A 23,705-nucleotide genomic window follows, 5' to 3' on the forward strand; every position below is an offset into this window, starting at 1 on the left:
CCCGTCGCGCAGTGGGGCGGCGGACGAACCCGGCAATCCTACCACACGCCCGCGAAGAGGGTAAAGCGCGCGCGGGGCCGTGCGCGGGGTCGCGTCGGCTGCTATGCTGGCGCGGTGACGACCGACCCCCGCCTCATACGGAACTTCTCCATCATCGCGCACATCGACCACGGCAAGTCGACCATCGCCGACCGCGTGCTCGAGCTCACGCACACCATCGAGGACCGGGACATGATGGAGCAGGTCCTGGACTCGATGGACATCGAACGCGAGCGCGGGATCACCATCAAGGCCCAGGCGGTCCGGGTCCTCTACTCCGCGGACGACGGCGTGACGTACACGCTCAACCTCATCGACACGCCTGGCCACGTCGACTTCACCTACGAGGTCTCCCGTTCGCTCGCGGCGTGCGAAGGCGTGCTCCTCGTGGTCGACGCGGCGCAGGGCGTCGAGGCGCAGACCGTCGCGAACGCGCTGATGGCGATGAACGCGCACCTCGAGATCGTGCCGCTCATCAACAAGATCGACCTGCCGGCCGCCGATCCCGAGCGCGTGCGCCACGAGATCGAGGAGGTCCTCGCGGTCCCCGCCGACGACGCCGTGCTCGCGAGCGGCAAGACCGGCGAGGGCGTGCGCGCGGCGCTCGAAGCGGTCGTGCGGCGCGTGCCCCACCCCGTCGGCGATCCCTCGGCGCCGCTGAAGGCGCTCATCTTCGATTCGTTCTTCGACCCGTATCGCGGCGTCGTCGCTCTCATCCGCGTCATCGACGGCCGCATCGCCAAGGGCATGAAGGTCCGCCTGATGGCGACGAAGACCGTCACCGATGTCGAGGAGGTCGGCGTCAGGCGCCCGGTCCACACGCCGGTCGACGAGCTCGGTGTCGGCGAGGTCGGCTACCTCGTGACCGGCATGAAGGACCCCGCCGACGTGAAGGTCGGCGACACGGTGACGCTCGCGAAGCACGGCGCCGCCGAGGCGCTGCCGGGATACCGCGACGTCAAGCCGATGGTCTACACCGGTCTCTATCCCATCGACGGCGACCAGTACCCCGAGCTGCGCGACGCGCTCGACAAGATGCGCCTCAACGACCCCGCGATCATCTACGAGCCCGAGACCAGTCACGCGCTCGGTTTCGGCTTCCGTTGCGGCTTCCTGGGTCTTCTCCACATGGAGATCGTCAAGGAGCGTCTCGAGCGCGAGTTCACGCTCGACCTGCTCGCGACGGCGCCGAGCGTCGAGTACCACGTCTTCCGCACGAACGGCGAGGAGGTCGTGGTCCACTCCCCGCAGGACATGCCGGAGGCGGGCGCCGTCGACCGCATCGAGGAGCCGTACCTCAAGGCGACGGTCCTCGTGCCGCCGGAGTACGTCGGCGCGGTGATGGAGCTCTGTGACGGCCATCGCGCGACGTTCGTCGACATGCAGTACCTCTCGCCGACGACGGTCGACATGCACTACGAGATGCCGCTCTCCGAGCTGATCATGGACTTCTTCGACCAGCTCAAGAGCCGTACGAAGGGCTACGCCTCCCTCGACTACGAGTTCCTCGGCTACCGCCCGAGCGACCTGGTCAAGCTCGACGTGCTGCTTGCGAACAAGCCGGTCGACGCGCTGTCGTTCATCGTCCACAAGGACAAAGCGTACGCGCGGGGCAAGGTGCTCACCGAGAAACTGCGCGCGATCATCCCTCGGCAGATGTTCGAGGTGCCCATCCAGGCTGCCATCGGCAGCCGCATCATCGCCCGCGAGACCGTCAAAGCGAAGCGCAAGGACGTCATCGCGAAGTGCTACGGCGGCGACATCACGCGCAAGCGCAAGCTGCTGGAGAAGCAGAAGAAGGGGAAGAAGCGCATGAAGCAGGTCGGCAACGTCGAGGTCCCGCAGGAGGCGTTCATGGCCATCCTGAAGGTCGATGACTGAGCGGGCGCCGGGCACCGCGCTGCCGGTCTCGCTCTACGTGCACGTCCCGTTCTGCCGCGCCAAGTGCGCGTACTGCGATTTCCACTCGGTCCCCGGCTCCCAGGAGGAGTTCGTCCCGTTCGTCGAGTCCGCGCTTCGGCGCGTCGACGAGCTGGCGGCTGCGGGTAGGGCGGGCCTGCTGACCGACGTGCCGACGCTCTACGTCGGCGGAGGCACCCCCACCGTCCTCGGCGAGTCGCTCGTCGTGCTCGTGCGCGGACTGCGCGAGCAGATCGGCCTTCGCGACGATGCGGAGGTGACGGTCGAGGCGAACCCCGACTCGTGCGGCCCCGCGCTCGTCGCGGCGCTCGTGGATGCCGGGGTCACGCGCATCTCGCTCGGCGTGCAGAGCTTCGACGACGCCGTGCTGCGCACGCTGGGCCGCCCGCACTCCGCGGCGCGGGCCTCCGCAGCCGCTCGCGTGCTCGACAGCGCCGACGTCCGATTCTCGCTCGACCTGATCTGCGGCGTGCCGGGCCAGACGTTCGCGTCCTGGGACGAGACGCTCGAGCGCGCCGTAGCGAGCGGGGCGCGTCACATCTCGGTCTACCCGCTCACCGTGGAGGAGGGCACGCCGCTCGCCGCCGCGATCGCGTCGGGCGAGGCGCCGGCTCCCGACCCCGACGTCGCGGCGGACATGATGCTCGCGGCCGAGGTCGCTCTCGCCGCGTCCGGCCTGCCGCGCTACGAGGTCGCGAACTACGCCGCGTCCCGCTACCAGTCGTGCCACAACATCGTGTACTGGACGGGTGGCGCCTACCTCGGCGCCGGTCCCTCGGCGGCGAGCATGCTCCCGCTGGAGACGTACCGGGCCGCGGGTCTCGACGTGGTCGCCGGCATCCCCGTGGACGCCTCGGGAGGCCGCGTGCGCTTCGTCCTCGAAGGACCGTCACCGGGAGGGGAGTACCTCGCCCCCGACGACGCCGCGCGCGAGGACGTGATGCTGCGCTTGCGCATGACGGCGGGCGTCTCCACTTCGCAGGTCGACGCGGCGGGACTGAAGGCGACGCTTGAAGAGCTCCGCGAGCGCGGCCTCGTGGAGGTCCACGCCGGCGCCGACGGACCTCGCTGGCGCACCACCCAGCAAGGCTGGCTCCTCGGCAACGAGGTCTTCGGCGCGGTCTGGACGGTTTGACACCCGCGAACCGCGCGCCCTACCATCGGTTGGCACTCGCGCGGGTCGAGTGCTAACCACAGGAGCCTCACATGCTGAACGACCGCCGCCGCATCGTCTTGTCCGCGCTCGTCGAGGAGTACGTGCACAGCGCCCAGCCGGTCGCGTCGCGCTCCATCGTCGACCGCTCCCGCCTGCGCTGCTCTCCGGCGACCGTGCGCAACGACCTCGCCGCGCTCGAGGAGACGGGCCTCGTCTTCCAGCCGCACGTCTCGTCGGGGCGCGTGCCCACCGACTCGGGCTACCGGGTCTTCGTCGACGACCTCGCACCATCGGAATGTCTCACGCCGGAGGAAGCGGCGGGCGTGCGCCGGACCCTCGGGGAGCTCGAGGTCGAGTTCCACGATCTCATGCGCGAGACGGCCCAGGTGCTGGCGAGGCTGAGCGGCTACGCCGCGGTCGCCGTGGCGCCGATGCCGCGCCGCGCGAGGATCCGCCGCGTCTCTCTGGTGCCGATGGGCCCGCGCCGGGTCCTCGTCGTCGTGGTCACCGATGGCGGGCAGGTGGTCAACCGGCCGGTCGAGTTCGCCGACCCCATCGGGGAGGAGGCGCTCGCCGCGTCGGAACGCACGCTGAACGCGCATCTCGACGGCCGTGTCGCAGCCGAGGTCGGCGCCCTGCGGGAACCGCTCGCGGGCACGGACGGCGACGCGGTCGCTGCGGGGCTGCTCACCGACGTAGCGGAGTGCCTCGTCGAGGCCGACCGCGACCGTCTCCATCACGCGGGCGTCTCCGCGCTGCTCGCACAGCCCGAGTTCGCCGATCCCGAGGTGATCCGCCCGCTCGTGGCGGTGCTCGAGAACGGCGTCGCCTTCCTGCGTGCGCTCGGCGAGAGCGCCTCGGCCGAGGACGTGACGGTGCGCATCGGCCACGAGAACGACATCGCCGAGCTCGGCCGGCTGAGCTTCGTGGCGGCCGCGTACGGCGGGTCGGACGGCGGCGTGGTCGGTCTCATCGGCCCGACCCGCATGGAGTACGCCCGCGCGATGTCCGCCGTGCGCTGCGTGGCCGACGGCCTCTCCAGCGCGATGTACGGGGCGTGACGCGCGTGGCGAGCGGGACGAAGGACTACTACGACGTCCTCGGGGTGTCTCGGGACGCCGACGACAGTCAGATCAAGAAGGCGTTCCGGCGCAAGGCGCACGAGACGCATCCGGACGTCTCCGACCACGGAGAGGCCGACGAGCGCTTCAGGGAGATCAACGAGGCGTACGAGGTGCTCTCCGACCCCGAGAAGCGGTCGATGTACGACCGTTACGGCACAGCGGACCCCCGCATGGGTACCGGGTTCCCCGCCGACGTCGGCGACGTGTTCGGCTTCGGTCTCGACGACATCTTCTCGGCATTCATGGGCGGCATGGGCGGTGCGCGCCCGGCGAGCCCGGAGGGCCGCGACATGACCGCGCGGATCGGGGTGACGCTGGAGGAGGCCGCGACCGGCGTGACGAAGGAGCTTCGCGTCCAGCGTCTCGCGCCGTGTGAGAAGTGCGCCGGTTCGGGCGCCGCCGAGGGCGGGTCCGTCGTGACGTGCCCGGACTGCGGCGGCTCTGGCCGGCGTAGGGTCGGCCGGAAGACGCTGTTCGGGATGATGGAGACCGTGGCGGCCTGCGCTCGCTGCGCCGCGACGGGACGGGCCGTCGACAAGCCCTGCGCGGCGTGCGACGGGAGCGGGCGGATGCCGCTGGTCGAGACCGTGAAGATCGACGTCCCAGCCGGAGCGCGCGACGGCACCACGGTGCGTCTCGGCGGCAAGGGCGAGGCCGGATTGCGCGGCGCGTCCGGCGGCGACCTCATCGTCGGCGTGTCGCTCGTCCAGCACGAATACCTACATCTCCAAGGAGACGACCTGCACGGGCGCGCGACGGTAGACATCGCCCAGGCGGCGCTCGGCGGGGTCGTCAGCGTGCCGGGCCTGGAGGGCGACGTCGACGTGGACGTGCCGAGCGGCTCGCAGCACGGCGATGCGGTGCGCGTGAGAGGCGCCGGGATGCCGCGGCTCGGCGGCAGCCGAGGCGACCTCTACGTCCATCTCGACGTCGAGGTCCCGCGCAAGCCGACGAAGCACCAGAAGGAGCTCCTGCGCGAGCTCGCCGGCACGTTCGGCGATCGCTCGCGTCGCACGCCCCTGCAGCGCCTCCGGGACTGGCTGGGCGGCTGATGTCGCACCCGCGCTTCTTCCTGGCGGGCCTCCTCGCCCCTGCAGGGGAGGACGCGGTGCTGCCTCTCTCGTCGGACGACGTCCATCACCTGCGAGACGTGCTGCGGATGGTCCCCGGCGAGCGTGTCGTCGTGGTCTCACCCGACGGCACCGCGAACGTGGCTCGCCTCACCGGTGTGCGCGAAGAGGTGCGGGCGGTCGTCGAGGAGACGCTGTCGCGCACGGCGCGTCCGCGCGTCACGCTCGCGCAGGGGCTGCCGAAGGGCGCGAAGCTCGACGACGTCGTGCGGCAGGCCACCGAGCTCGGCGTGGCGGCCGTGGTGCCGTTCGCCGCCGCGCGTTCGATCGTGCGCCTCGACGCGGCGAAGGGTGAGGAGCGCGCCGCCCGCTGGGACCGCATCGCCGCGCAGGCGGCGAAGCAATCCAGCCGCGTGGACGTCCCCGGCGTATCGGCGCCGGTCTCCTTCGAGGCGCTGCTCTCGCTCGTGAGTGCGGCGGACGCCGCGATCGTGTGCTGGGAGGAAGCGGGCGAGGGCGCGGTCTCGGTGGGCGCCGGGTTGCGCGCCGCCGGCGCCGGACCGGACAGCGCGGTCGTCGTCGTGGTCGGCCCGGAGGGAGGGCTCTCTACCGCGGAGGTCGAGTGGCTGGTCGAGGCGGGGGCCGTGACCGTCGGCCTCGGGCCCTCGATCCTTCGCACGGAGACCGCGGCGATAGCCGCTCTGGCGCTGACGCTGTACGAGCTCGGCGGACTGGGGTGAGCGAGGCCGGGCCGTCGTTCGCCGTCGTGACGCTGGGATGCAAGGTGAACCAGGTCGACGGCGCGGCGGCAGCGGCGTCCCTGCGGGCCTGCGGTCTCGTCGAGACGTCGCCGGAGGACGCCGACGTCGTCGTCGTGAACACGTGCACCGTCACCGGCGAGGCCGACCGCAAGGCGCGCAAGGTCGTGCGCCGGTTCGCGCGCGCGGGCGTTCCGGTCGTCGTGACGGGGTGTCTCGTGTCGGTCGATCCCGCCGCGGTGTCGGCGCTGGGGGAGAGTGTGGTGGCTGAGCCCGACAGGTCGCTCGTCGCAACTCGGGCGCTCGAGGCCCTGGGGCGAGAGGCGGACCCGGCCGCGCCGAGCGCGCCGGGGGCCGCGGTCCATGCGGGCACCCGTGCGATGGTGAAGGTCGAGGACGGATGCGACTGCCGATGCGCGTACTGCATCGTCCCCACGGCGCGCGGCGTGCCGCGTTCCGTCCCCCTCGGCGAGGTCGTCGCGGGCGTGGAGCGGCTCGTCGCGGACGGGACTCCCGAGGTCGTGCTCACCGGCGTCAACCTCGGACGCTACGACGACGCGGGCTCCGACCTTGCGGCCCTCGTGACCGCTGTCGCCGCGACGGGGGTGCGTCGCGTGCGCCTCTCCAGCATCGAGGTCGCGCACCTCACCCAGCGGCTGCTCGAGTCCCTCGCGTGCGTGCCGGGCGTGTGCCGGCATCTGCACGTCCCGCTCCAGTCGGGGTCGGACGCGGTGCTCTCGGCGATGGGCCGCCCGTACGACGCGGCCACGTTCGAGCGCGCGATCGCCGCGGCGCGCGATGCGCTTCCCGGCCTCGCGGTGACGACCGACGTGATCGCCGGTCTCCCCGGCGAGACGCTCGCCGACCTCGACGCGACCGTCGCGCTGTGCGAGCGCGTCGGCTTCGCGAAGACGCACGTCTTCCCGTACTCCGAGCGCCCCGGCACCGCCGCGGCGTCGATGGCGGGCGCCGTCGCCCCCGGCGAGCGCCACCGCCGGGCGGCCCTCCTGCGCGAAGTCGGCGAGCGCCTGCGCGCAGCGTATCTCGCCGGCAGGATCGGCGGCGACGCGGACGTGCTGGTGGAGCGCGTCGAAGACGGGTATGCACTCGGCACGAGCGAGGACTATCTCAAGGTCCGCATGCCCGCGCGGGAGTCGCGTCCGGGCGACGTCGTGCGCGTGCGGTTGAGCGGCTCTCAGGGCACGTTCGCGCTCGGCGAGTGGTAGAATCGCCGATGGCGCGAAGGAAGGATGTGGTGCTCGCGTGACCGAAGCTGCCCGGATCCGTCTGGTCGCCCCCGCCGGACTCAACATGGTCGACCTGCTCGGCGAAGGGGACCATCTTCTCAAGCTCATCGAGGACCAGTTCGAGTCGACGATCTCGGTGCGTGGCGACGAGATAACCATCTCCGGCGACCCCCAGGAGTCACAGGCCGTCTCCGCGCTCTTCAGCGAGTTGATGCAGCTCCTCATCCAGGGCGAGAAGCTCACTGTGGAGTCCATCGATCGGGCCATCGACATGCTCAAACGGGGCGACGCCAGCCCCAGCGGCGTCTTCTCCGACGTGCTGCTGACGCATCGCGGCAAGACGATCCGGCCGAAGACGGCGGGGCAGAAGCGCTACGTCGACGCGATCCGCTCCAACACCGTGACGTTCGGGATCGGCCCGGCGGGCACGGGCAAGACCTACCTGGCGATGGCGATGGCGGTCGAGGCGCTCAAGCGCAAGGAGGTCGGCCGCCTCATCCTCACGCGGCCGGCGGTCGAGGCCGGCGAGAAGCTCGGGTACCTGCCGGGCACGCTCTTCGACAAGGTCGACCCCTATCTGCGCCCCCTCTACGACGCGCTGTTCGACATGATGGACGTCGAGAAGTCGACGAGCCTGACGGAGCGCGGCGTGATCGAGGTGGCTCCGCTCGCGTTCATGCGCGGCCGCACCCTCAACGACAGTTTCGTCGTCCTCGACGAGGCGCAGAACACCTCTCCCGAACAGATGAAGATGTTCCTCACGCGACTGGGATTCGGCAGCAAGGTGGTCGTGACCGGTGACGTGACGCAGGTCGACCTTCCGGGCGGCGCGAGCGGCTTGAAGCAGGTCCGCGGGATCCTCGCCGGCGTCGACGATATCGCGTTCGTCGAACTGTCGTCGCGCGACGTCGTGCGCCACCGGCTCGTCCAGCGGATAGTGACCGCTTACCACGCCTTCGAGGAGGAACGAGCTGCCGCACCGGCGGCCGCTCGCGGGCGGGACTGACATGGCGAGCGCGTTCGACAGGTTCAAGCGTTTCTGGCCGAGCGAAGGCCCGCTCGCGTCGTTCGCGGGGCAGCGTCTCGCCCTGACGGTCGCGGTCGTGGTGCTCGCGGCCATCCCGATCGCCGTGGGCACCGCTCCCGTGGGGTTGGTCGCGGGGAAGCCCGCGCCGCGGACCTACCGGGCGACCCGCGACATCCACTACGTCGACGCCTCGGCGAGCCGCATCCTGCGTGCGGAGGCCCGAGCCTCGGTGTCGCCGGTCTACGTCCACGACGCCGAGGCCCCCCCGGTCGCGGCAAGGGACGTGCGCGATCTCTTCACGTCGGTCATGGCGTCGCGCAGGGCCTTCCCGGGCGACGTCGATCGCCAGGAGGCCTGGTTGCGGACGCGTCTGAAGATCGCCGTCTCGGAGCGGTCGCTGCGCACCGCACTCTCGCTGGACGACGCGGGTCTCGACACCGTCTCCCGCGACGCCGAGCAGCTGGTCGGCACGCTCATGTCCCGGCGGATCCGTGCCGCCGATCTCGACGACGCCCGTCTGCAGGCCTCCGAGTACGCGAGCCTCATGCCGCTGCGGCTCGAGGAGCGGGCGCTCGTCGCCGACGTGGCGGGCCGCGCGCTGCGGGTGACTCTCGAGGTCGACGAGGCCGCGACCTCCGAGGCGCGCCGGGCCGCCGAGGCCAAGGTCGCCCCGGTCGTCGTCGCGAAGCAGGCGGGGGAGAACATCGTCGTCCGCGGAGAGGTCGTCACGAGCCAGCAGGTGAAGCTGGTCAGCAGTCTCGGCCGTGTCGAGGCCGGATCCATGGGCGCGCTCGCCGCCGCGGCCCTGCTGATGGCGGGCATGGTGCTGGCCGGGGGCGCGTACCTGCGCCGATTCGAGGACAGGGTGTGGAGGCGCTATCGCGACCTGCTCATCCTCGGCACGCTCGTCGTCGGGATGGCGTACATGACGCGGTTCGTCGTCTGGCTAGCACCCGAGACGCCGCCGTTCCTTCTCCCGGTGCCGCTCACAGCGATGCTCGCGACGCTGCTCGTCAACCATCGTGTCGGCATCGTGGTCGGTATATGCTCCACGGTCGTCGGATCGCTCCTAGGCTTCTCCACCGGAGCCACGCTCGTGGGCGCGCTGATCGTGAGCGTCGTCGCCGTGGTCGCCGTCGCGTCGATGACCGAACGCAGGAGGCTCTTCGTCGCGGGCGGCGCGGTCGCCGTGAGCATGGGCGCGGCCGGCGCGCTCGTCACGGCGGCGTCGGGGGTCGGGCCGCAGGCTTCGATCACCGCGGGCGGGTGGGGTCTCGTGGGAGGACTGCTCTCCTCCGTCCTCGCCTATGGTCTGCTCCCGTTCTTCGAGGTGGTCTTCGGAGTGACGACCGACGTGCGTCTCCTCGAGCTCGCGAATCCCTCGCACCCGCTGCTGAAGCGGCTGATGGTCGAGGCGTCGGGCACCTACAGCCATTCGGTGATGACGGGCAACCTCGCGGAGACGGCGGCCGACGCAATCGGAGCGAACCCGTTGCTCGCCCGGGTGGGGGCCTACTACCACGACATCGGCAAGGTCCGCCGCCCCGGGTTCTTCGTCGAGAACCAGGCGGGCAGCGAGAACCCCCACGACCGCACCTCGCCGACGCTCTCCGCTCTGATCATCACCGCGCACGTCCGTGAGGGCGTCGAACTCGCCCGCGAATACCGCTTGCCCGAGGAGATCGTGGCGATCATCAGACAGCATCACGGCACGTCGCTCGTCTCCTACTTCTGGGACAAGGCGAGTCGCGGGAGTGGCGCGCCGATGCTGGAGGCGGACTTCCGCTACACGGGAGAACCTCCGAGCAGCCGCGAGGCGGCGCTCGTCATGCTCGCGGACAGCGCGGAGGCCGCGGTGCGCAGCATGCGCAACCCGTCGCCGGTGCGCATCGAACAGGCGGTCCGCAAGGTCGTCGACGACAGGCTCGCCGACGGGCAGCTCGCCGAGTCGGGTCTCACGCTCGCCGACATCGAGCGCGTCGTCGCCGTCTATTCGCACCTGCTGGCGAGCGTCCATCACGCTCGCTTGGAGTATCCCGAGCCGGTCCCGACTAGGAGGTCCTGAAGATGCAGGTCAGCGTGACCACCCATCGGGATCCGGAGGTCCTCGACGTCGAGGCGTTCGAGAGGCTCGCGCTCTTCGTCATGGAGCGCGAGGAGGTGCCCGACCTCGCGGAACTCTCCGTCGCACTCGTCGACTCCGAGGAGATGGCCCATCTCAACGAGCGCTACCGTGGAGTCGACGGCCCGACGGACGTCCTGTCGTTCGGCTGCGACGACCCCTGCGCCGCGTCGGGCGGCGAGCCCATCACCCTCGGCGACGTCGTCATCGCGCCCGAGGTCGCCGCCGCGAACGCCATCGAGGCAGGGACCACCGTCGAGGCTGAGCTCGACCTCCTGCTCGTCCACGGCATCCTCCACCTGCTCGGGTACGAGCACGAGTCGGACGAGGACGCCGCGGTCATGCAGTCGCGCGAGGCCGCACTGCTCGATGCGTACCACCTGGCGGGCTAGCGCATGCGCAGCCGGTCGCTGCTCTGGAGCTTCAACTACGCGATCGAGGGGATCGTCTTCACCCTGCGCACGCAGCGCAACATGCGGCTGCACGCGCTCGCGGCGGCCGTCGTCCTCGGCGGGGCGCTCTTCTTCCGCATCACACGGCTCGAGCTCGCGATGGTGCTCTTCGCGATCTCGTGCGTCTTCGTCGCGGAACTCGCGAACACGGCCATCGAGGCGGCCGTCGACGTCGCGACGGACACCTTCGACCCCATGGCGAAGACGGCGAAGGACGTGGCGGCAGGCGCGGTGCTGATCGCGTCGCTCGACGCTGTCGCCGTCGGCTATCTGGTCTTCTTCAAGCGCCTGACGAGCGTGACCACGACGGTCCTCTCCCGGGTACGGGAGGCGCCCTCGCACCTGACGGTCATCGCGCTCGCGCTCACCGCGCTCGCCGTCCTCGTCGGTAAGGCGCTCGGCCGGGAAGGGACGTGGCTGCAAGGCGGATGGCCGTCCGGCCACACCGCCCTCGCCACGGCGGCGGCCGCGGCCGTCGGGTACGCGTCCGGTCGCGCGGACGCGACCGTGCTGGCGCTCTTCATCGCCGCCCTGGTGGCTCAGAGCCGCGTCGAGTCCGAGACACACACCATCCCGCAGGTGATCATCGGGGCGTTGCTGGGCCTGCTGCTGGCGACGATCGTGTTTCAGGTATCCTGGCACTAGGATCGCGGCGTCCGGCTTCGCCGGTAGCGCGACGTCCCGGGAGGTGCCATGACCGCTCTCATCGACCTGGCGGCCTTGGCGCTGACGGCGTTCCTGTGCGCCGCCACGTCGGTGCTCTGCGCCGCGGACGGTGCGAGCGCGCTGCTCACGCGGGCGAGGGCCCATCGCATGGCGGAGGGCGGACGCGAGGGCGCCGTCGCGCTCGAGCGCCTTCTCGAGCGTCCCGGCCGCACCACCGCGGCGGCCGCCGTGTTCACGGCGGTGACGAGCGCTTTCGCCTCCTTGACGTGCGTCATCCTCGTGAGCGACATCTTCCCCGCGGTGCCGTCGCCGGCGACCTTCGGCATCGGTCTCGCGCTGGGCACGTTCGTCGTCTTCTCGTTCGCGGTGACTCTGCCGCGGACGATCGCGGTGCAGAACCCCGAGGACGTCGGTCTCGCGGCCGCCGGCTGGGCGCTCCGTCTCGCCGACGCCGCGCATCCGCTCGTGCGGCTGCTCGGGGTCGCGTGGACTCGCGGGGCACGGCTCGTGCGCGGCGAGGAGTCCGTGGACGACCCGTGGGCGACGTCGGACATCGTGCGCGCCGGCGGCGCTCCGGACGAGGACGCCGCGCGCGACCAGGCGGACGACGACCTCATCGACGCGGTCGCGGCCTTCGCCGAGACGCGGGTGCGCGAGGTGATGGTGCCGCGGACCGACATGCGCTGCCTCGAGGACGACGCCACGGTCGAAGACGCGCTGGCGCTCATCTCGGAGACCGGCTACTCCCGTCTGCCGGTCTTCCACGACACGCTCGACGACATCCGCGGCGTGCTCTACGCCAAGGACCTTCTGCTCGAGGTCGGGAGGGGAGAGCTTCGAAGGGGCGTCGCGGCGGTCGCGCGCGAGGCGCGGTTCGTCCCCGAGACGAAGTCGGTCGAGGAACTCCTCGTCGATATGCGCTCGACGAAGACGCACATCGCGATCGTCGCCGACGAGTACGGGGGAACGGCGGGCCTCGTGACGATCGAGGACCTGATCGAGGAGATCGTCGGGGACATCTTCGACGAGTACGATCGCGATCAGCCGCTCGTCGTCGAGCTCGCGGACGGCAGGTTGAGGGTGGACGCTCGCCTGCCCGTGGACGAGCTGAACGAGCGCTTCGGCACGGCGATCGAGAGTGATGCCGACACGGTGGGCGGTCTCGTGAGCGAGCTGGCCGGACGCATACCCGCACTCGGGGACGGCGTCGAGGTCGAGGGGTTGCGCATCACCGTCGACGACCTGCAAGGTACACGTATACGACAACTCGTCGTCGAGCCGGCCTCTCGGCTGGCGGGCGCGGAAGGAGCCGAGGATGCATAGGATCTCGCCGACAGACCTGACTCTGCTCGCGTTCGCCCGCGAGGTGCAGGAGAAGGCGTACGCGCCGTACTCCGGGTTCCGGGTGGGGGCGGCCGTCTTCGCCGGCGGGGAGATCTACCAGGGAGTCAACGTCGAGAACGCGGCGTACGGGTCGACGATGTGCGCGGAGCGGGCGGCGGCGGCGGCCGCGATCGCCGCGGGCTGCACCGAGATCGATGCGGTCGCGGTCGTCGGGGACTCCGACGCGCCGACCGTGCCGTGCGGAGCGTGCCGCCAGTTCCTCGCGGAGTTCAACCCCGCCATGCGCGTCATCATGGGAGGCAAGACGGATGCGGTGGAGGTCTCCTCTCTGGAGGAGATGCTGCCCGACGCCTTCGTCAGAGGCTACCTCGACCAGGACGACGAGGCGTGACGGGGACGGCAGAGCCGTTCCGCAGCGGCTTCGTCGCCTTCGTCGGGCGCCCGAACGCCGGTAAGTCGACGCTGGTCAACGCCCTCGTGGGCGAGAAGATCGCCATCACGTCTCCCGTGCCGCAGACGACGCGTTCGCGTCTGCGCGGCGTGGTCGACCGGCCGGGCGTCCAGATCGTGCTCGTCGACACGCCGGGTCTGCACAAGCCCGTGGACGCTCTCGGCGCCGGTCTGAACCGCGCTGGGCTCGCCGCTCTGGCCGACGTCGACGTCGCGTGCCTGCTCGTCGACGCGTCCGCGCGCGTGGGCCGGGGGGACGCGTGGGTGGCGAAGCGCGTGGAGTCGGCGAAGGCGCGCAAGGTGCTCGTCATGACGAAGTCCGATCTCACCGACCCCGCGGCGGTGTCGCGCCAGGTCGAGGCCGCCCGCGCCCTCATGTCCTTCGATTCCGTGGCGGTCGTCTCCTCCGTGGCCGACGAGGGGCTCGACGACCTCGTGACCCTGCTCGCGTCGCTCCTTCCCCAGGGTCCGCGGTACTTCCCCGAGGGGATGCGCACGGACCAGCCCCTCGAGGCCGCGATCGCGGAGTTCATCCGCGAGAAGGTCCTCCTGAACACGCGCGACGAGGTGCCGCACGCGGTAGGGGTCATGCTCGAGGAGCTCTCCCACGAGGAGCGGTCGGACCTCTCGCTCGTCTCGGCGACGGTCTTCGTGGAACGCGAGTCGCAGAAGGGTATCCTCGTCGGGAAGGGCGGAGAGATGGTCAAGACCATCGGTACCGAGGCCCGGCGCGACCTCGAGCGGCTCCTTGGGACGCGCGTCCATCTCGACCTGAGGGTCAAGGTGAAGCGCGACTGGCGCCGCGACGAGGGGCAGGTCAGGAGATTCGGCTACGGGGACGGAGGGCGAGGATGAGCGCGACACTGCTGCCCAAGCGGGATGCGTTCGCCGCTGCGATAGACCAGACGCTGCTGTCGCCGACCGCCGGTCCGCGCGAGGGGCGCGAGTGGCTCGCCGCGAACGCAGGGAAGGGCTTCGCCGCGCTGTGCGTCGCACCGTTCCTCGTGCCCGACGCCGCACGCGCGCTGGAGGGGAGCACGACGCGTGTCTGCTCCGTGTGCGGGTTCCCGCTCGGCTTCGCGCAGACCGGTGCGAAGGCGGACGAGGCGCGCAGGCTCGTCGCCGCAGGTTGCGCGGAGGTCGACATGGTCGTCCACATCGGCGCGCTCATCGAGGGCGACGAAGGATACGTGACGGAGGACATCGCGGCGGTCGTCGCCGCGGTGCGTTCCGAGTCCGGCGGGTCCGGGCTCGTGAAGGTCATCCTCGAGACCGGGCACCTGCCCGCGGAAGCGGTCGGACCCGCTACAGCGCTCGCCGCGCGTGCGGGCGCGGCTTTCGTGAAGACGTCGACGGGGTTCGGTCCGCGCGGCGCCTCGGTCGAGGACGTGCGCGCCATGCGTGCGGCGGTCGGACCCGCCGTCGGGGTGAAGGCCGCGGGCGGGATCCGCGACCTGCCGGCGGCGCTCTCCATGCTCTCAGCGGGCGCGGACCGGATAGGGACGTCCGCCGGTCTCTTGCTGCTCGAAGCGCTCGACTCCGGGGACTAGGGGCAGTGGCTCCGTACAGGTTGCGCGCGCTCGTGCTCAAGTACACGAAGCTCGGGGAGACCGACTCAATCGTCACGATGCTGGCCCAGGACGGGCACCAGGTCCGAGCGGTGGCGAAGGGCGCACGCAAGCCCGGGTCGCGCACCGGGGGAAGGCTCCAGCCGTTCGCGGTCGTCGACCTCCTCCTCCATACAGGGCGCAGCCTCGACGTCGTGAGCGAGGTCGAGGTCGTCGAGAGCCGCGAGGCGCTGCGCACGGACCTCGACCGCGCGACCGCCGCGTCGGTCGTCGCGGACCTGCTCGACAAGGCCACCCTCGAGGGCGACGTCCAGGACCGCCTCTACGCTCTCGCCCTGGCGACCCTCGACGCCATGGAGATCGCCGATGCCGCGACTCTCCTCGCGCTCGTCGTCGCCTTCGTCGCGAAGGCGCTCGCGATGCTCGGCTTCAGGCCGCTGCTGTCCGCTTGCGCCGCGTGCGGAGGCGATCCAGGCGACTCGGAGGCGTTCTCGAACGAGGCCGGAGGGGTGCTCTGCGAGGCGTGCTCCCAGCAGGGCGAGGCCGTCGCGCGGGTGTCGGTGCCGGCGCGCGCCGCGCTCGCGACGCTGCTGCAGGCGAGGATGCAGGAGATCGGTGCGATGGAGTTCCCACAGCAGGCGCTGCGGGAGTGCGTCGGCGCTCTGCGCGCCTACGCCGTGTGGCACGTGCCTGCGCGTCTGCGCTCGCTGGAGTACCTCGAGCGACACCCTATCGAAGCGTTTGACCGAGGGGGTGGGGTGGGCTAGCATCCGGACGATGCCACCACTCACCTTCCAGGGGATGATCCTCGCCCTCTCTCAGTACTGGGCCGAGCAGGGGTGCGTCCTGCTGCAGCCGTACGACATCGAGGTGGGTGCGGGGACCTTCCATCCGGCGACGACGCTGCGCGCGCTCGGCCCCGACGCGTGGCGTACCGCGTACGTCCAGCCGTCACGCCGCCCCTCCGACGGCCGCTACGGCGAGAATCCCAACCGGCTCCAGCACTACTACCAGTTCCAGGTCATCCTGAAGCCGTCTCCCGACGACGTCCTCGACCTCTACTTCGGCTCGCTGCGCGCGATGGGCATCGAGCCGGCGCAGCACGACGTCCGCCTCGTCGAAGACGACTGGGAGTCGCCCACGTTGGGCGCCTGGGGCCTGGGCTGGGAGGTCTGGCTCAACGGTATGGAAGTCACGCAGTTCACGTACTTCCAGCAGGTGGGCGGCATCGAATGTCGCCCCGTGCCCGCCGAGATCACGTACGGTCTCGAGCGTCTCGCCATGTACATCCAGGGCGTGGACAGCGTCTACGACATCACCTGGGTCGACGGCGTCACCTATGGCGACGTCTTCCTGCGCAACGAGCGCGAGCAGTCCGCGTACAACTTCGAGATCGCCGACACCACGATGCTGCGCGGTCTCTTCGACTCGTACGAGGGGGAGTCGAAGCGGGCGCTCGCCGCTGGAGCGGTGCTTCCCGCCTACGACTACTGCCTCAAGTGCTCGCATGCGTTCAACCTGCTCGACGCGCGCGGCGCCATCGCGGTCACTGAGCGCGTGACGTTCATCGCCCGCGTCCGTGCTCTCGCGAAGGGGTGCGCCGAGGCGTACGCGGGGCCCGAGGGACTCGCCGGCGGTGATGCCGGGTGAGCCGTGAACTGCTCTTCGAGATAGGCGTCGAGGAGATCCCCTCCGCCGCGCTCTACGACGCGATCGCGCAACTGAAAGCGAGCGCGGAGCGCGCTTTGCGCGAGGCGCGCCTCGGCTTCGGCGAAGTCGAGACGTTCGGCTCCCCGCGCCGTCTGGTGTTGCGCGTGAAGGGACTCGCCGAGGTCCAGGCCGACGAGAACCGTCGCGTGAAGGGGCCGGCCGCTCGCGCGGCGTTCGACGCCGACGGCGCGCCCACGAAGGCGCTGGAGGGTTTCGCGCGCGGGAAAGGCGTGGAGGTCGCGTCTCTCGTGCGCGACACGGACGAGTCCGGCGGCGAGTACATGTTCGCCGTCATCGAGAACACCGGCGCTCCCGCCGCGGAGGTCCTGCCCGCGACGCTCGCGTCTCTCGCGCAGGGACTGGCTTGGCCGAAGTCCCAGCGTTGGGGGAGCGGCTCCGACCGCTTCATCCGTCCGGTGCGGTGGATGCTCGCCCTCTTGGGTGGTGACGTCGTGCCCGTCTCCTTCGCAGGGCTCGTCGCGGGCGGCAGCACCCGCGGGCATCGCTTCCTCGGGCCCGTCGATGCGATCGCCATCGCGGACGCCTCCGAGTACGACACCGCCGCTCGACGGGGCTCTTTCGTGTACGACCAGGCGGAGCGGGCTCGCCTGATCCGCGAGGGCATCGCCGCGGTCGAGGAGTCGCACGGCGTCAAGGCCGTCGTCCCGGAGCGGACGTTCGCCGAGGTGGTCAACCTCGTCGAGTGGCCGACCGCCGCTCTCGGCAGGTTCGACGAGTCGTTCCTATCACTTCCGCGCGAGGTCATCGAGACCGCGATGACGAAGCACCAGCGTTACTTCCCTGTGGAGGACGCGGCCGGGTCGCTCACGAACGGCTTCGTCGTCGTCCACAACGGGGACCCGGCGCGCACGGAGCAGATCGTCGCCGGTCACGAGCGCGTCATCCGTGCCCGCCTCGCCGACGCTGCGTTCTTCTACCGCGAGGACCTCTCCTCGAGCATGGAGGACTGGGTCGGCGGCCTCGGCGTCATCACCTTCCACGAGAAGCTCGGGACCCTGGCCGCGAAGACGGCCAGGGTCGAGCGTCTCGTCGCGCGGCTCGCGGATGCCCACGGCGCGGATCCGGGCGCCGCGGCCGAGGCGGGCCGAGCGGCCCACCTGGCGAAGGCGGATCTCGTGAGCCACGTGGTCATCGAGTTCCCGTTGCTGCAGGGCGTGATGGGAAGCTACTACGCGCTCGCCTCGAACGAGGGGCCGGCTGTCGCACGGGCCATCACCGAGCACTATCAGCCGCGGTTCGCCGGAGACGTGCTTCCCTCCAGCGTGGCCGGGATGCTCGTCTCCGCCGCGGACAAACTCGACACGATCGCGGGCATCTTCGCGGTCGGGCAGGCGCCGACCGGTTCGGCGGACCCGTACGCGCTGCGCCGCGCCGCGATCGGCGTGCTGGCGATGATCCTCGACGGCGGGTTGCGCCTCACGCTCGACACCGCGGTCGAAGCGGCTCTCGAAGGATACGAGGGTATCGCGGGTCCCGGCACCGACACGGCCGTGCGCGTCTTCGTCAAAGGCCGCCTCGAGGTGATGCTGCGCGACCGCGGGCTCGCGCACGACGTCGTCGCCGCGGTGATGGCGGTGCGGCCGGAAGACCCTGCGGACGTGCTCGCGCGGGCGAAGGCGCTCGAGGCGCTGCGCTCGACCGACGTCGGCAGGGACCTGCTGGTCGCCTGCAAACGCGCGACGAACCTCGCCGACCGTCGAGAGGGCGACGTTCCCGATCCCGGGCTCATGGGGCCGGTGGAGTCCGCACTGTTCGATGCGGTGACCTCCGCCGAGGCGCAGGTCCACACCCTGGTGGCTACGAGGCGCTACGACGACGCGGTCGGGCTGCTCGCGGGTCTTCGCGGCCCGGTCGACGCGTTCTTCGACGGCGTGCTCGTGATGGACGAGGACGCTGCGGTGCGCGCCAACCGCCTGCGACTCCTCAATCGCGTCGCCGACCTCTTCGCCGGCTTCGCCGATCTCGCACAGCTCGAGGGGTAGTCCCGGGATGCCGGTCGCGGCCCTGACGGTCTACATCCTCTCGGATTCGCTCGGAGAGACCGCGGACCAGGTGGCGAAGGCAGCGCTCTCGCAGTTCCCTTCGGACACCTTCCACGTCGTGCGTCTCCCGAAGATCACCACGCGCGGACAGCTCCAGGGCGTCGTCCATGGGGCGTGCGGTCGCGCGTGCATCATCTTCTACACGCTCGCCGCGCCGCGCCTGCGTGACGAGATGGCCGCGATATCGCGCGAGATGGACATCACCGCAGTCGACATCCTCGGTCCCTGCATCGCCGCTCTGGGCGATGCGAGCGGAGAGGAGCCGGCGTGGGAGGCGGGCGTCATCCGGAAGACGGACCGCGGGTACTTCGAGCGCGTGGAAGCGCTCGAGTTCGCGGTCAAGCACGACGACGGCCGAGGCGGCGAGGAACTGGAGCAGGCCGAGATCGTGCTCGTCGGCGTCTCGCGCACATCGAAGACGCCGCTGTCGATGTACCTCGCGTTCAAGGGGTACAGGGTCTCGAACGTCCCTCTGGTCCCCGGTGTGGACCCGCCGCGCCAGTTGTACGAGATCGATCCGCGGCGCATCTTCGGTCTCGTCGCCTCGGGCGAACTGCTCGTCAGGATCCGCCGGCAGCGGATCGCGGACCTCGGCGCCTACGCGGGCAGCTACTACGACCGCGAGGCCGTCGAGCAGGAGATAGAGGATGCGCGCGCCGTCATGCGACGGCTGGGGTGCATCGTCGTGTCGACCGAAGGGCGCGCCATCGAGGAGACCGCTCAGGACATCCTCCGGCACTTCCTCGCGTCGGGCGTGGAGGGATGACGTCGTTCATGTAGGATATGCGTGCACCGGCACGGTGCGCGACGGTCTAGCGAACGAAGGGGAGGGGCTGTGTCGGACCTGAAGCGCGTCTATGCCTTCGAAGAGGGCGACGCCTCCATGAAGTACGTCCTCGGTGGAAAGGGAGCCAACCTCGCCGAGATGACGCGGCTGGGGCTACCGGTACCCCCCGGCTTCACGATCACATGCCAGACGTGCGCCGAGTACAACGCGGCGGGTGGACGTTTCCCTGACGGGCTGACCGACGACATCCTGTCGTCACTGGCCGCGCTCGAGGCGAAGATGGGCAAGCGGCTCGGGGACGCGTCGGACCCGCTGCTTGTGTCGGTCCGCTCCGGTGCTGCGTTCTCGATGCCGGGGATGATGGACACCATCCTGAACCTCGGGCTCAACGACGCCTCCGTCGAGGGCATCATCGCCCAGACCGGCGACGCGCGGTTCGCGTGGGACAGCTACCGCCGGTTCGTGCAGATGTTCAGCAAGGTGGTGCTCGAGATCCCGGGAGACCTCTTCGAGAACGCGATCACGTCTCTGAAGCAGTCCCGCGGCGTGCGCAACGACACCGATCTCTCCGCCGACGACCTGAAGGGGCTCGTGGGCGCGTTCAAGCGCATCGTCGAGGAGCACGGCGACGCCGACGGCTTCCCGCAGGACACCCGGCAGCAGCTCATGCTCGCGATCGAGGCCGTCTTCCGCAGTTGGATGAACGACCGCGCGATCCTCTATCGCAAGATGCATCGCATCGACGAGGCCCTCGGCACGGCGGTGAACGTCCAGTCGATGGTCTTCGGGAACAAGGGCGACACGTCCGCGACCGGAGTGGCGTTCACTCGCGACCCGGCGACGGGCGAACGCGTCTTCTACGGCGACTTCCTCACGAACGCGCAGGGCGAGGACGTCGTCGCCGGTATCCGTAACACGAGCCCGATCGCCGAGCTCAAGGACGTCCTGCCCGAGGCCGGCGGGCAACTCGAGGACGTCTTCCGTCTGCTCGAGAACCACTACCGCGACATGTGCGACATCGAGTTCACGATCGAGCTGGGCAAGTTGTGGATGCTGCAGACACGCGTGGGGAAGCGCACCGCGCGCTCCGCGCTCCGTATCGCCGCGGACATGGTCGCGGAAGGCCTCATCAGCAAGGAAGAAGCGGTGATGAGGGTCGATCCCGAGCAGCTCGACCAGCTGCTGCACCCGCAGTTCGATCCGGACGCGTCCTACGACGTCATCGCGAAGGGCCTCAACGCGAGCCCCGGTGCCGCCGTGGGCGGGATCGTCTTCTCGGCCGCCGACGCGGTGCGTGCGACCGAGCAGGGACAGAAGGTCATCCTCGTGCGCTGGGAGACGACCCCCGACGACCTTCACGGGATGGTCGCCGCGCAGGGCATCCTCACCAGCCATGGCGGGAAGACGAGCCATGCGGCGGTCGTCGCGCGCGGCATGGGCAAGCCCTGCGTGTGCGGCGCCGAGGCGCTGCGCATCGACGCCGCGGCGAAGGTCCTGCGCATCGGCGAGAAGGAGCTGCGCGAAGGCGAGGTCATCTCGATCGACGGCACGACGGGCATCGTGGTCGAGGGGTCGGTCGAGCTCATCGAACCGAAGGTCTCCGAGGAGTTCGGCACCGTGCTGGCGTGGGCCGACGAAGCCCGCACGATGGGAGTGCGCGCGAACGCGGACACGCCGGACGACGCCATCCTCGGCCGGAAGTTCGGCGCCGAGGGCATCGGACTGTGCCGCACGGAGCACATGTTCCTCGGTGACCGGAAGGGGATAGTGCAGGACATGATCCTCGCCGAGGACGAGGCCGAACGCGCGGCTCCGCTGGCGAAGCTGCTCAGCGTCCAGCGCGAGGACTACATGGGCATCTTCGAGGCGATGGACGGACTTCCCGTCACCGTGCGCCTGCTCGATCCTCCGCTGCACGAGTTCCTCGACGACCCGCGCGACCTGGCGATCGCCATCACGCGACTCGAGTGCCAGGGTGCCGACGCGGCGACGCTCGCGCCGAAGCGCAAGCTGTTGGCGCTCATCGACTCGATGCACGAGATGAATCCGATGCTCGGGCTGCGCGGATGCCGGCTCGGGATCGTGTACCCGGAGATCTACGGCATGCAGGTCCGCGCGATCGCCGAGGCGGCGTGCGCACTCAAGAAGGCCGGCAAGGACCCGAGGCCGGAGATCATGATCCCTCTGGTCTCGGTCGTCACCGAGCTCGAGATGCTGCGCGCCGAGTCGGAGGTGATCGTCGCGGAGGTCCAGGCGGCGGAGAGTTGTGTCTTCACGATCCCCATCGGGACGATGATCGAGCTCCCGCGCGCCGCGGTGACCGCCGACGAGATAGGCAAGGTCGCCGATTTCTTCTCGTTCGGCACCAACGATCTCACTCAGACCGTCTTCGGGTTCTCCCGCGACGACATCGAGTCGAAGTTCCTTCCGCGCTATCTCGAGCGGAAGGTGCTCGCGCGCAACCCGTTCGAGACCATCGACTCGGGAGTCGCGCAGATGGTGGCGATGGCGTGCGAGAAGGGCCGCTCCGTCAACCCCAAGATCAAGCTGGGTGTGTGCGGCGAGCACGGAGGCGACCCGGACAGCGTGAAGCTGTTCCACGGCATCGGGCTCACGTACGTGTCGTGTTCGCCATACCGGGTTCCGCTCGCGCGTCTGGCTGCCGCGCAGGCGGCGCTCGCACAGAAGACTCAGGTCTCGGATAACCGTTAGGCACAGGTCGCAGGGCGGCGAGGGGGGAGGGCGCGCACATGGCAGGCAAGACGCGGCTGTATCAGCCCGCGCGCTCGCCTCTCATCCAGGGTCATTCGAAGACCGAACGCTCCCTGTGGCAGTCGTGGTTCGGTGGGACGACGCTCGCGTGCGTCGCGAGCGGCTTGGTGATCCAGGTACTCGGCGGGAGCGTCACGTCGCCCGAGGCCCTGCGCTCGACGGACCTCGGAGTCGTCCTGGGCGCGGCGCTCGGTGCGTATGCGGGGGCGATCATCGCTCGTGCGTGGGGGTTCCGGGTCAGATGGGGGATCGCGACCGCCTTCGGCCTCGTCGGCGTGGCTATCGCCGCGGCGGTCCTGCGGAACCTCTGGTGAGCGCTCTCATCCTGACACGCGAGGCCGCGGAGGCGCAGGAACACGAGCGTCTTGCGCCGCAGGCCGCGTTCTCCGATGCGAGCCGGGGTCGCGACACGCCGCTCGAGCCCGATCCTCTGCGCACCGAGTTCCAGCGCGACCGCGACCGCATCCTGCACTGCAAGGCCTTCCGGCGCCTCTCCCACAAGACGCAGGTCTTCCTCGCTCCCGAGGGCGACCATTACCGGACGCGCCTCACGCATACCCTGGAGGTCGCGCAGATCGCGCGGTCGATCGCCCGCGCGTTGCGACTGAACGAGGACCTCGCGGAGGCCATCGCGCTCGGCCACGACCTCGGGCACACGCCTTTCGGGCATATCGGCGAGGACGCGCTGTCGGAGAAGCTCGCGGCGGTCGCCGCCAAGTATCCGGGGACCGTCCACCCCTACCGTCACAACGAGCAGTCGCTACGTATCGTCGAACGGCTCGAGTACGGCGGCAAAGGCCTGAACCTGACATGGGAGGTGCGCGACGGCATCGCGCGCCACACCGGCAAGGAACGCGCGTCGACCCTCGAAGGTCGCGTCGTCGCCACGGCGGACCGGATCGCGTACGTGAACCACGACATCGACGACGCGATGCGCGCGGGTGTCCTGGCCGAGGCGGACCTCCCGGAGGCGCCCACGGATGTCCTCGGCCACACGCACGGCGCGCGGATCACGACGATGGTGCGCGACATGGTCGACGCCAGCGCCGATCTCGAGGACATCCGGATGACGCCGCGCGTCTGGGACGCGATGATGGAGCTGCGGGCGTTCCTCTTCGACCATGTCTACCTGGGCTCCGAGGCGAAGGTCGAGGAGCCGAAGGCGTTCGGTCTGGTCGCGTCTCTCTTCGACCACTACATGGCGCACCCCGAGGACCTGCCCGAGGAGCACCGGGCGGCCTCCGACGACGAACTGCCGCTCCGAGTCACGGACTACATCGCGGGCATGACCGACCGCTTCGCCATACGATGCCACGAGCGGTTCTTCCTGCCGAAGAGCTGGATGGTCTAGCCGGCCCGGTCTCGATTGCCGTGCGTTGGCCGTTCCGCTATCTTTTGCCAAGATGTGCGTGCCCGACGGCGCGCTTGCA

Annotated in this window: 21 protein-coding genes; all 21 read left to right on the top strand. The window is 70.3% G+C overall.

Annotated elements, in window-relative coordinates; all coding sequences use genetic code 11:
• The first annotated feature begins 114 nt into the window (after window positions 1–114).
• The 21 genes from lepA to WC971_09965 all read left to right on the top strand — a co-directional run bounded on the left by lepA (window position 115) and on the right by WC971_09965 (window position 23,626).
• Window positions 115–1,920: a translation elongation factor 4 gene (gene lepA, locus WC971_09865; GenBank protein ID MFA5845119.1), complete on the top strand. Its 1,806-nt coding sequence runs from the start codon at window positions 115–117 to the stop codon at window positions 1,918–1,920.
• Window positions 1,913–3,094, top strand: coding sequence for a radical SAM family heme chaperone HemW (hemW, locus tag WC971_09870; GenBank protein ID MFA5845120.1), 1,182 nt, complete (start codon window positions 1,913–1,915; stop codon window positions 3,092–3,094). Before lepA ends, hemW begins: the two co-directional genes overlap by 8 nt.
• Before the next feature lie 71 nt (window positions 3,095–3,165).
• A complete protein-coding gene (gene hrcA, locus WC971_09875) occupies window positions 3,166–4,176 on the top strand; it encodes a heat-inducible transcriptional repressor HrcA (protein MFA5845121.1) in 1,011 nt (336 codons plus the stop codon).
• On the top strand, window positions 4,173–5,291 hold the full coding sequence (gene dnaJ / locus WC971_09880; protein MFA5845122.1) for a molecular chaperone DnaJ: 1,119 nt from the start codon (window positions 4,173–4,175) through the stop codon (window positions 5,289–5,291). The genes hrcA and dnaJ overlap by 4 nt, the downstream gene beginning before the upstream one ends.
• 56 nt (window positions 5,292–5,347) lie before the next feature.
• Window positions 5,348–6,049: a 16S rRNA (uracil(1498)-N(3))-methyltransferase gene (locus tag WC971_09885; protein ID MFA5845123.1), complete on the top strand. Its 702-nt coding sequence runs from the start codon at window positions 5,348–5,350 to the stop codon at window positions 6,047–6,049.
• On the top strand, window positions 6,046–7,293 hold the full coding sequence (locus WC971_09890; GenBank protein MFA5845124.1) for a MiaB/RimO family radical SAM methylthiotransferase: 1,248 nt from the start codon (window positions 6,046–6,048) through the stop codon (window positions 7,291–7,293). Before WC971_09885 ends, WC971_09890 begins: the two co-directional genes overlap by 4 nt.
• 37 nt (window positions 7,294–7,330) lie before the next feature.
• Window positions 7,331–8,320 (top strand): PhoH family protein, encoded by a 990-nt coding sequence (locus tag WC971_09895; GenBank protein ID MFA5845125.1) that lies wholly within the window; start codon window positions 7,331–7,333, stop codon window positions 8,318–8,320.
• Between the two features lies 1 nt (window position 8,321).
• A complete protein-coding gene (locus WC971_09900; protein ID MFA5845126.1) occupies window positions 8,322–10,406 on the top strand; it encodes an HDIG domain-containing metalloprotein in 2,085 nt (694 codons plus the stop codon).
• Between the two features lie 2 nt (window positions 10,407–10,408).
• Window positions 10,409–10,855, top strand: a complete 447-nt coding sequence (gene ybeY, locus WC971_09905; GenBank protein ID MFA5845127.1) for an rRNA maturation RNase YbeY — start codon at window positions 10,409–10,411, stop codon at window positions 10,853–10,855.
• A 3-nt stretch (window positions 10,856–10,858) separates the two neighbouring features.
• A complete protein-coding gene (locus WC971_09910) occupies window positions 10,859–11,560 on the top strand; it encodes a diacylglycerol kinase (protein MFA5845128.1) in 702 nt (233 codons plus the stop codon).
• Window positions 11,561–11,608: 48 nt separating this feature from the next.
• Window positions 11,609–12,904, top strand: a complete 1,296-nt coding sequence (locus tag WC971_09915; GenBank protein ID MFA5845129.1) for a hemolysin family protein — start codon at window positions 11,609–11,611, stop codon at window positions 12,902–12,904.
• Window positions 12,897–13,316: a cytidine deaminase gene (gene cdd, locus WC971_09920; GenBank protein MFA5845130.1), complete on the top strand. Its 420-nt coding sequence runs from the start codon at window positions 12,897–12,899 to the stop codon at window positions 13,314–13,316. Before WC971_09915 ends, cdd begins: the two co-directional genes overlap by 8 nt.
• Entirely contained in the window at window positions 13,313–14,230 is a 918-nt protein-coding gene (gene era / locus WC971_09925) for a GTPase Era (GenBank protein ID MFA5845131.1), read from the top strand. The genes cdd and era overlap by 4 nt, the downstream gene beginning before the upstream one ends.
• A complete protein-coding gene (gene deoC / locus WC971_09930; GenBank protein MFA5845132.1) occupies window positions 14,227–14,925 on the top strand; it encodes a deoxyribose-phosphate aldolase in 699 nt (232 codons plus the stop codon). Before era ends, deoC begins: the two co-directional genes overlap by 4 nt.
• A gap of 5 nt (window positions 14,926–14,930) precedes the next feature.
• On the top strand, window positions 14,931–15,710 hold the full coding sequence (recO, locus tag WC971_09935; GenBank protein ID MFA5845133.1) for a DNA repair protein RecO: 780 nt from the start codon (window positions 14,931–14,933) through the stop codon (window positions 15,708–15,710).
• Window positions 15,711–15,720: 10 nt separating this feature from the next.
• On the top strand, window positions 15,721–16,593 hold the full coding sequence (locus tag WC971_09940; GenBank protein ID MFA5845134.1) for a glycine--tRNA ligase subunit alpha: 873 nt from the start codon (window positions 15,721–15,723) through the stop codon (window positions 16,591–16,593).
• Window positions 16,590–18,656 (top strand): glycine--tRNA ligase subunit beta, encoded by a 2,067-nt coding sequence (glyS, locus tag WC971_09945; GenBank protein MFA5845135.1) that lies wholly within the window; start codon window positions 16,590–16,592, stop codon window positions 18,654–18,656. The genes WC971_09940 and glyS overlap by 4 nt, the downstream gene beginning before the upstream one ends.
• Before the next feature lie 7 nt (window positions 18,657–18,663).
• Window positions 18,664–19,482 carry a pyruvate, water dikinase regulatory protein gene (locus WC971_09950; GenBank protein MFA5845136.1) on the top strand — a complete coding sequence of 273 codons (819 nt, stop codon included), beginning with the start codon at window positions 18,664–18,666 and terminating at the stop codon, window positions 19,480–19,482.
• A gap of 69 nt (window positions 19,483–19,551) precedes the next feature.
• Window positions 19,552–22,215: a pyruvate, phosphate dikinase gene (gene ppdK, locus WC971_09955; protein ID MFA5845137.1), complete on the top strand. Its 2,664-nt coding sequence runs from the start codon at window positions 19,552–19,554 to the stop codon at window positions 22,213–22,215.
• A 38-nt stretch (window positions 22,216–22,253) separates the two neighbouring features.
• Window positions 22,254–22,589 (top strand): hypothetical protein, encoded by a 336-nt coding sequence (locus WC971_09960; GenBank protein ID MFA5845138.1) that lies wholly within the window; start codon window positions 22,254–22,256, stop codon window positions 22,587–22,589.
• Window positions 22,586–23,626, top strand: a complete 1,041-nt coding sequence (locus tag WC971_09965; protein ID MFA5845139.1) for a deoxyguanosinetriphosphate triphosphohydrolase — start codon at window positions 22,586–22,588, stop codon at window positions 23,624–23,626. The genes WC971_09960 and WC971_09965 overlap by 4 nt, the downstream gene beginning before the upstream one ends.
• Window positions 23,627–23,705 lie beyond the last annotated feature (79 nt).

The organism is Coriobacteriia bacterium, assembly GCA_041658765.1.
GTDB lineage: Bacteria > Actinomycetota > Coriobacteriia > Anaerosomatales > JBAZZO01 > JBAZZO01.

Excerpts from the sequence above, each read along its gene's own strand:
- hemW (MFA5845120.1), top strand. The coding sequence starts at position 1,913 with ATGACTGAGCGGGCGCCGGGCACCGCGCTGCCGGTCTCGCTCTACGTG.
- hrcA (MFA5845121.1), top strand. The coding sequence starts at position 3,166 with ATGCTGAACGACCGCCGCCGCATCGTCTTGTCCGCGCTCGTCGAGGAG.
- WC971_09900 (MFA5845126.1), top strand. The coding sequence starts at position 8,322 with ATGGCGAGCGCGTTCGACAGGTTCAAGCGTTTCTGGCCGAGCGAAGGC.
- ybeY (MFA5845127.1), top strand. The coding sequence starts at position 10,409 with ATGCAGGTCAGCGTGACCACCCATCGGGATCCGGAGGTCCTCGACGTC.
- WC971_09910 (MFA5845128.1), top strand. The coding sequence starts at position 10,859 with ATGCGCAGCCGGTCGCTGCTCTGGAGCTTCAACTACGCGATCGAGGGG.
- WC971_09915 (MFA5845129.1), top strand. The coding sequence starts at position 11,609 with ATGACCGCTCTCATCGACCTGGCGGCCTTGGCGCTGACGGCGTTCCTG.
- cdd (MFA5845130.1), top strand. The coding sequence starts at position 12,897 with ATGCATAGGATCTCGCCGACAGACCTGACTCTGCTCGCGTTCGCCCGC.
- deoC (MFA5845132.1), top strand. The coding sequence starts at position 14,227 with ATGAGCGCGACACTGCTGCCCAAGCGGGATGCGTTCGCCGCTGCGATA.
- WC971_09940 (MFA5845134.1), top strand. The coding sequence starts at position 15,721 with ATGCCACCACTCACCTTCCAGGGGATGATCCTCGCCCTCTCTCAGTAC.
- WC971_09950 (MFA5845136.1), top strand. The coding sequence starts at position 18,664 with ATGCCGGTCGCGGCCCTGACGGTCTACATCCTCTCGGATTCGCTCGGA.
- WC971_09960 (MFA5845138.1), top strand. The coding sequence starts at position 22,254 with ATGGCAGGCAAGACGCGGCTGTATCAGCCCGCGCGCTCGCCTCTCATC.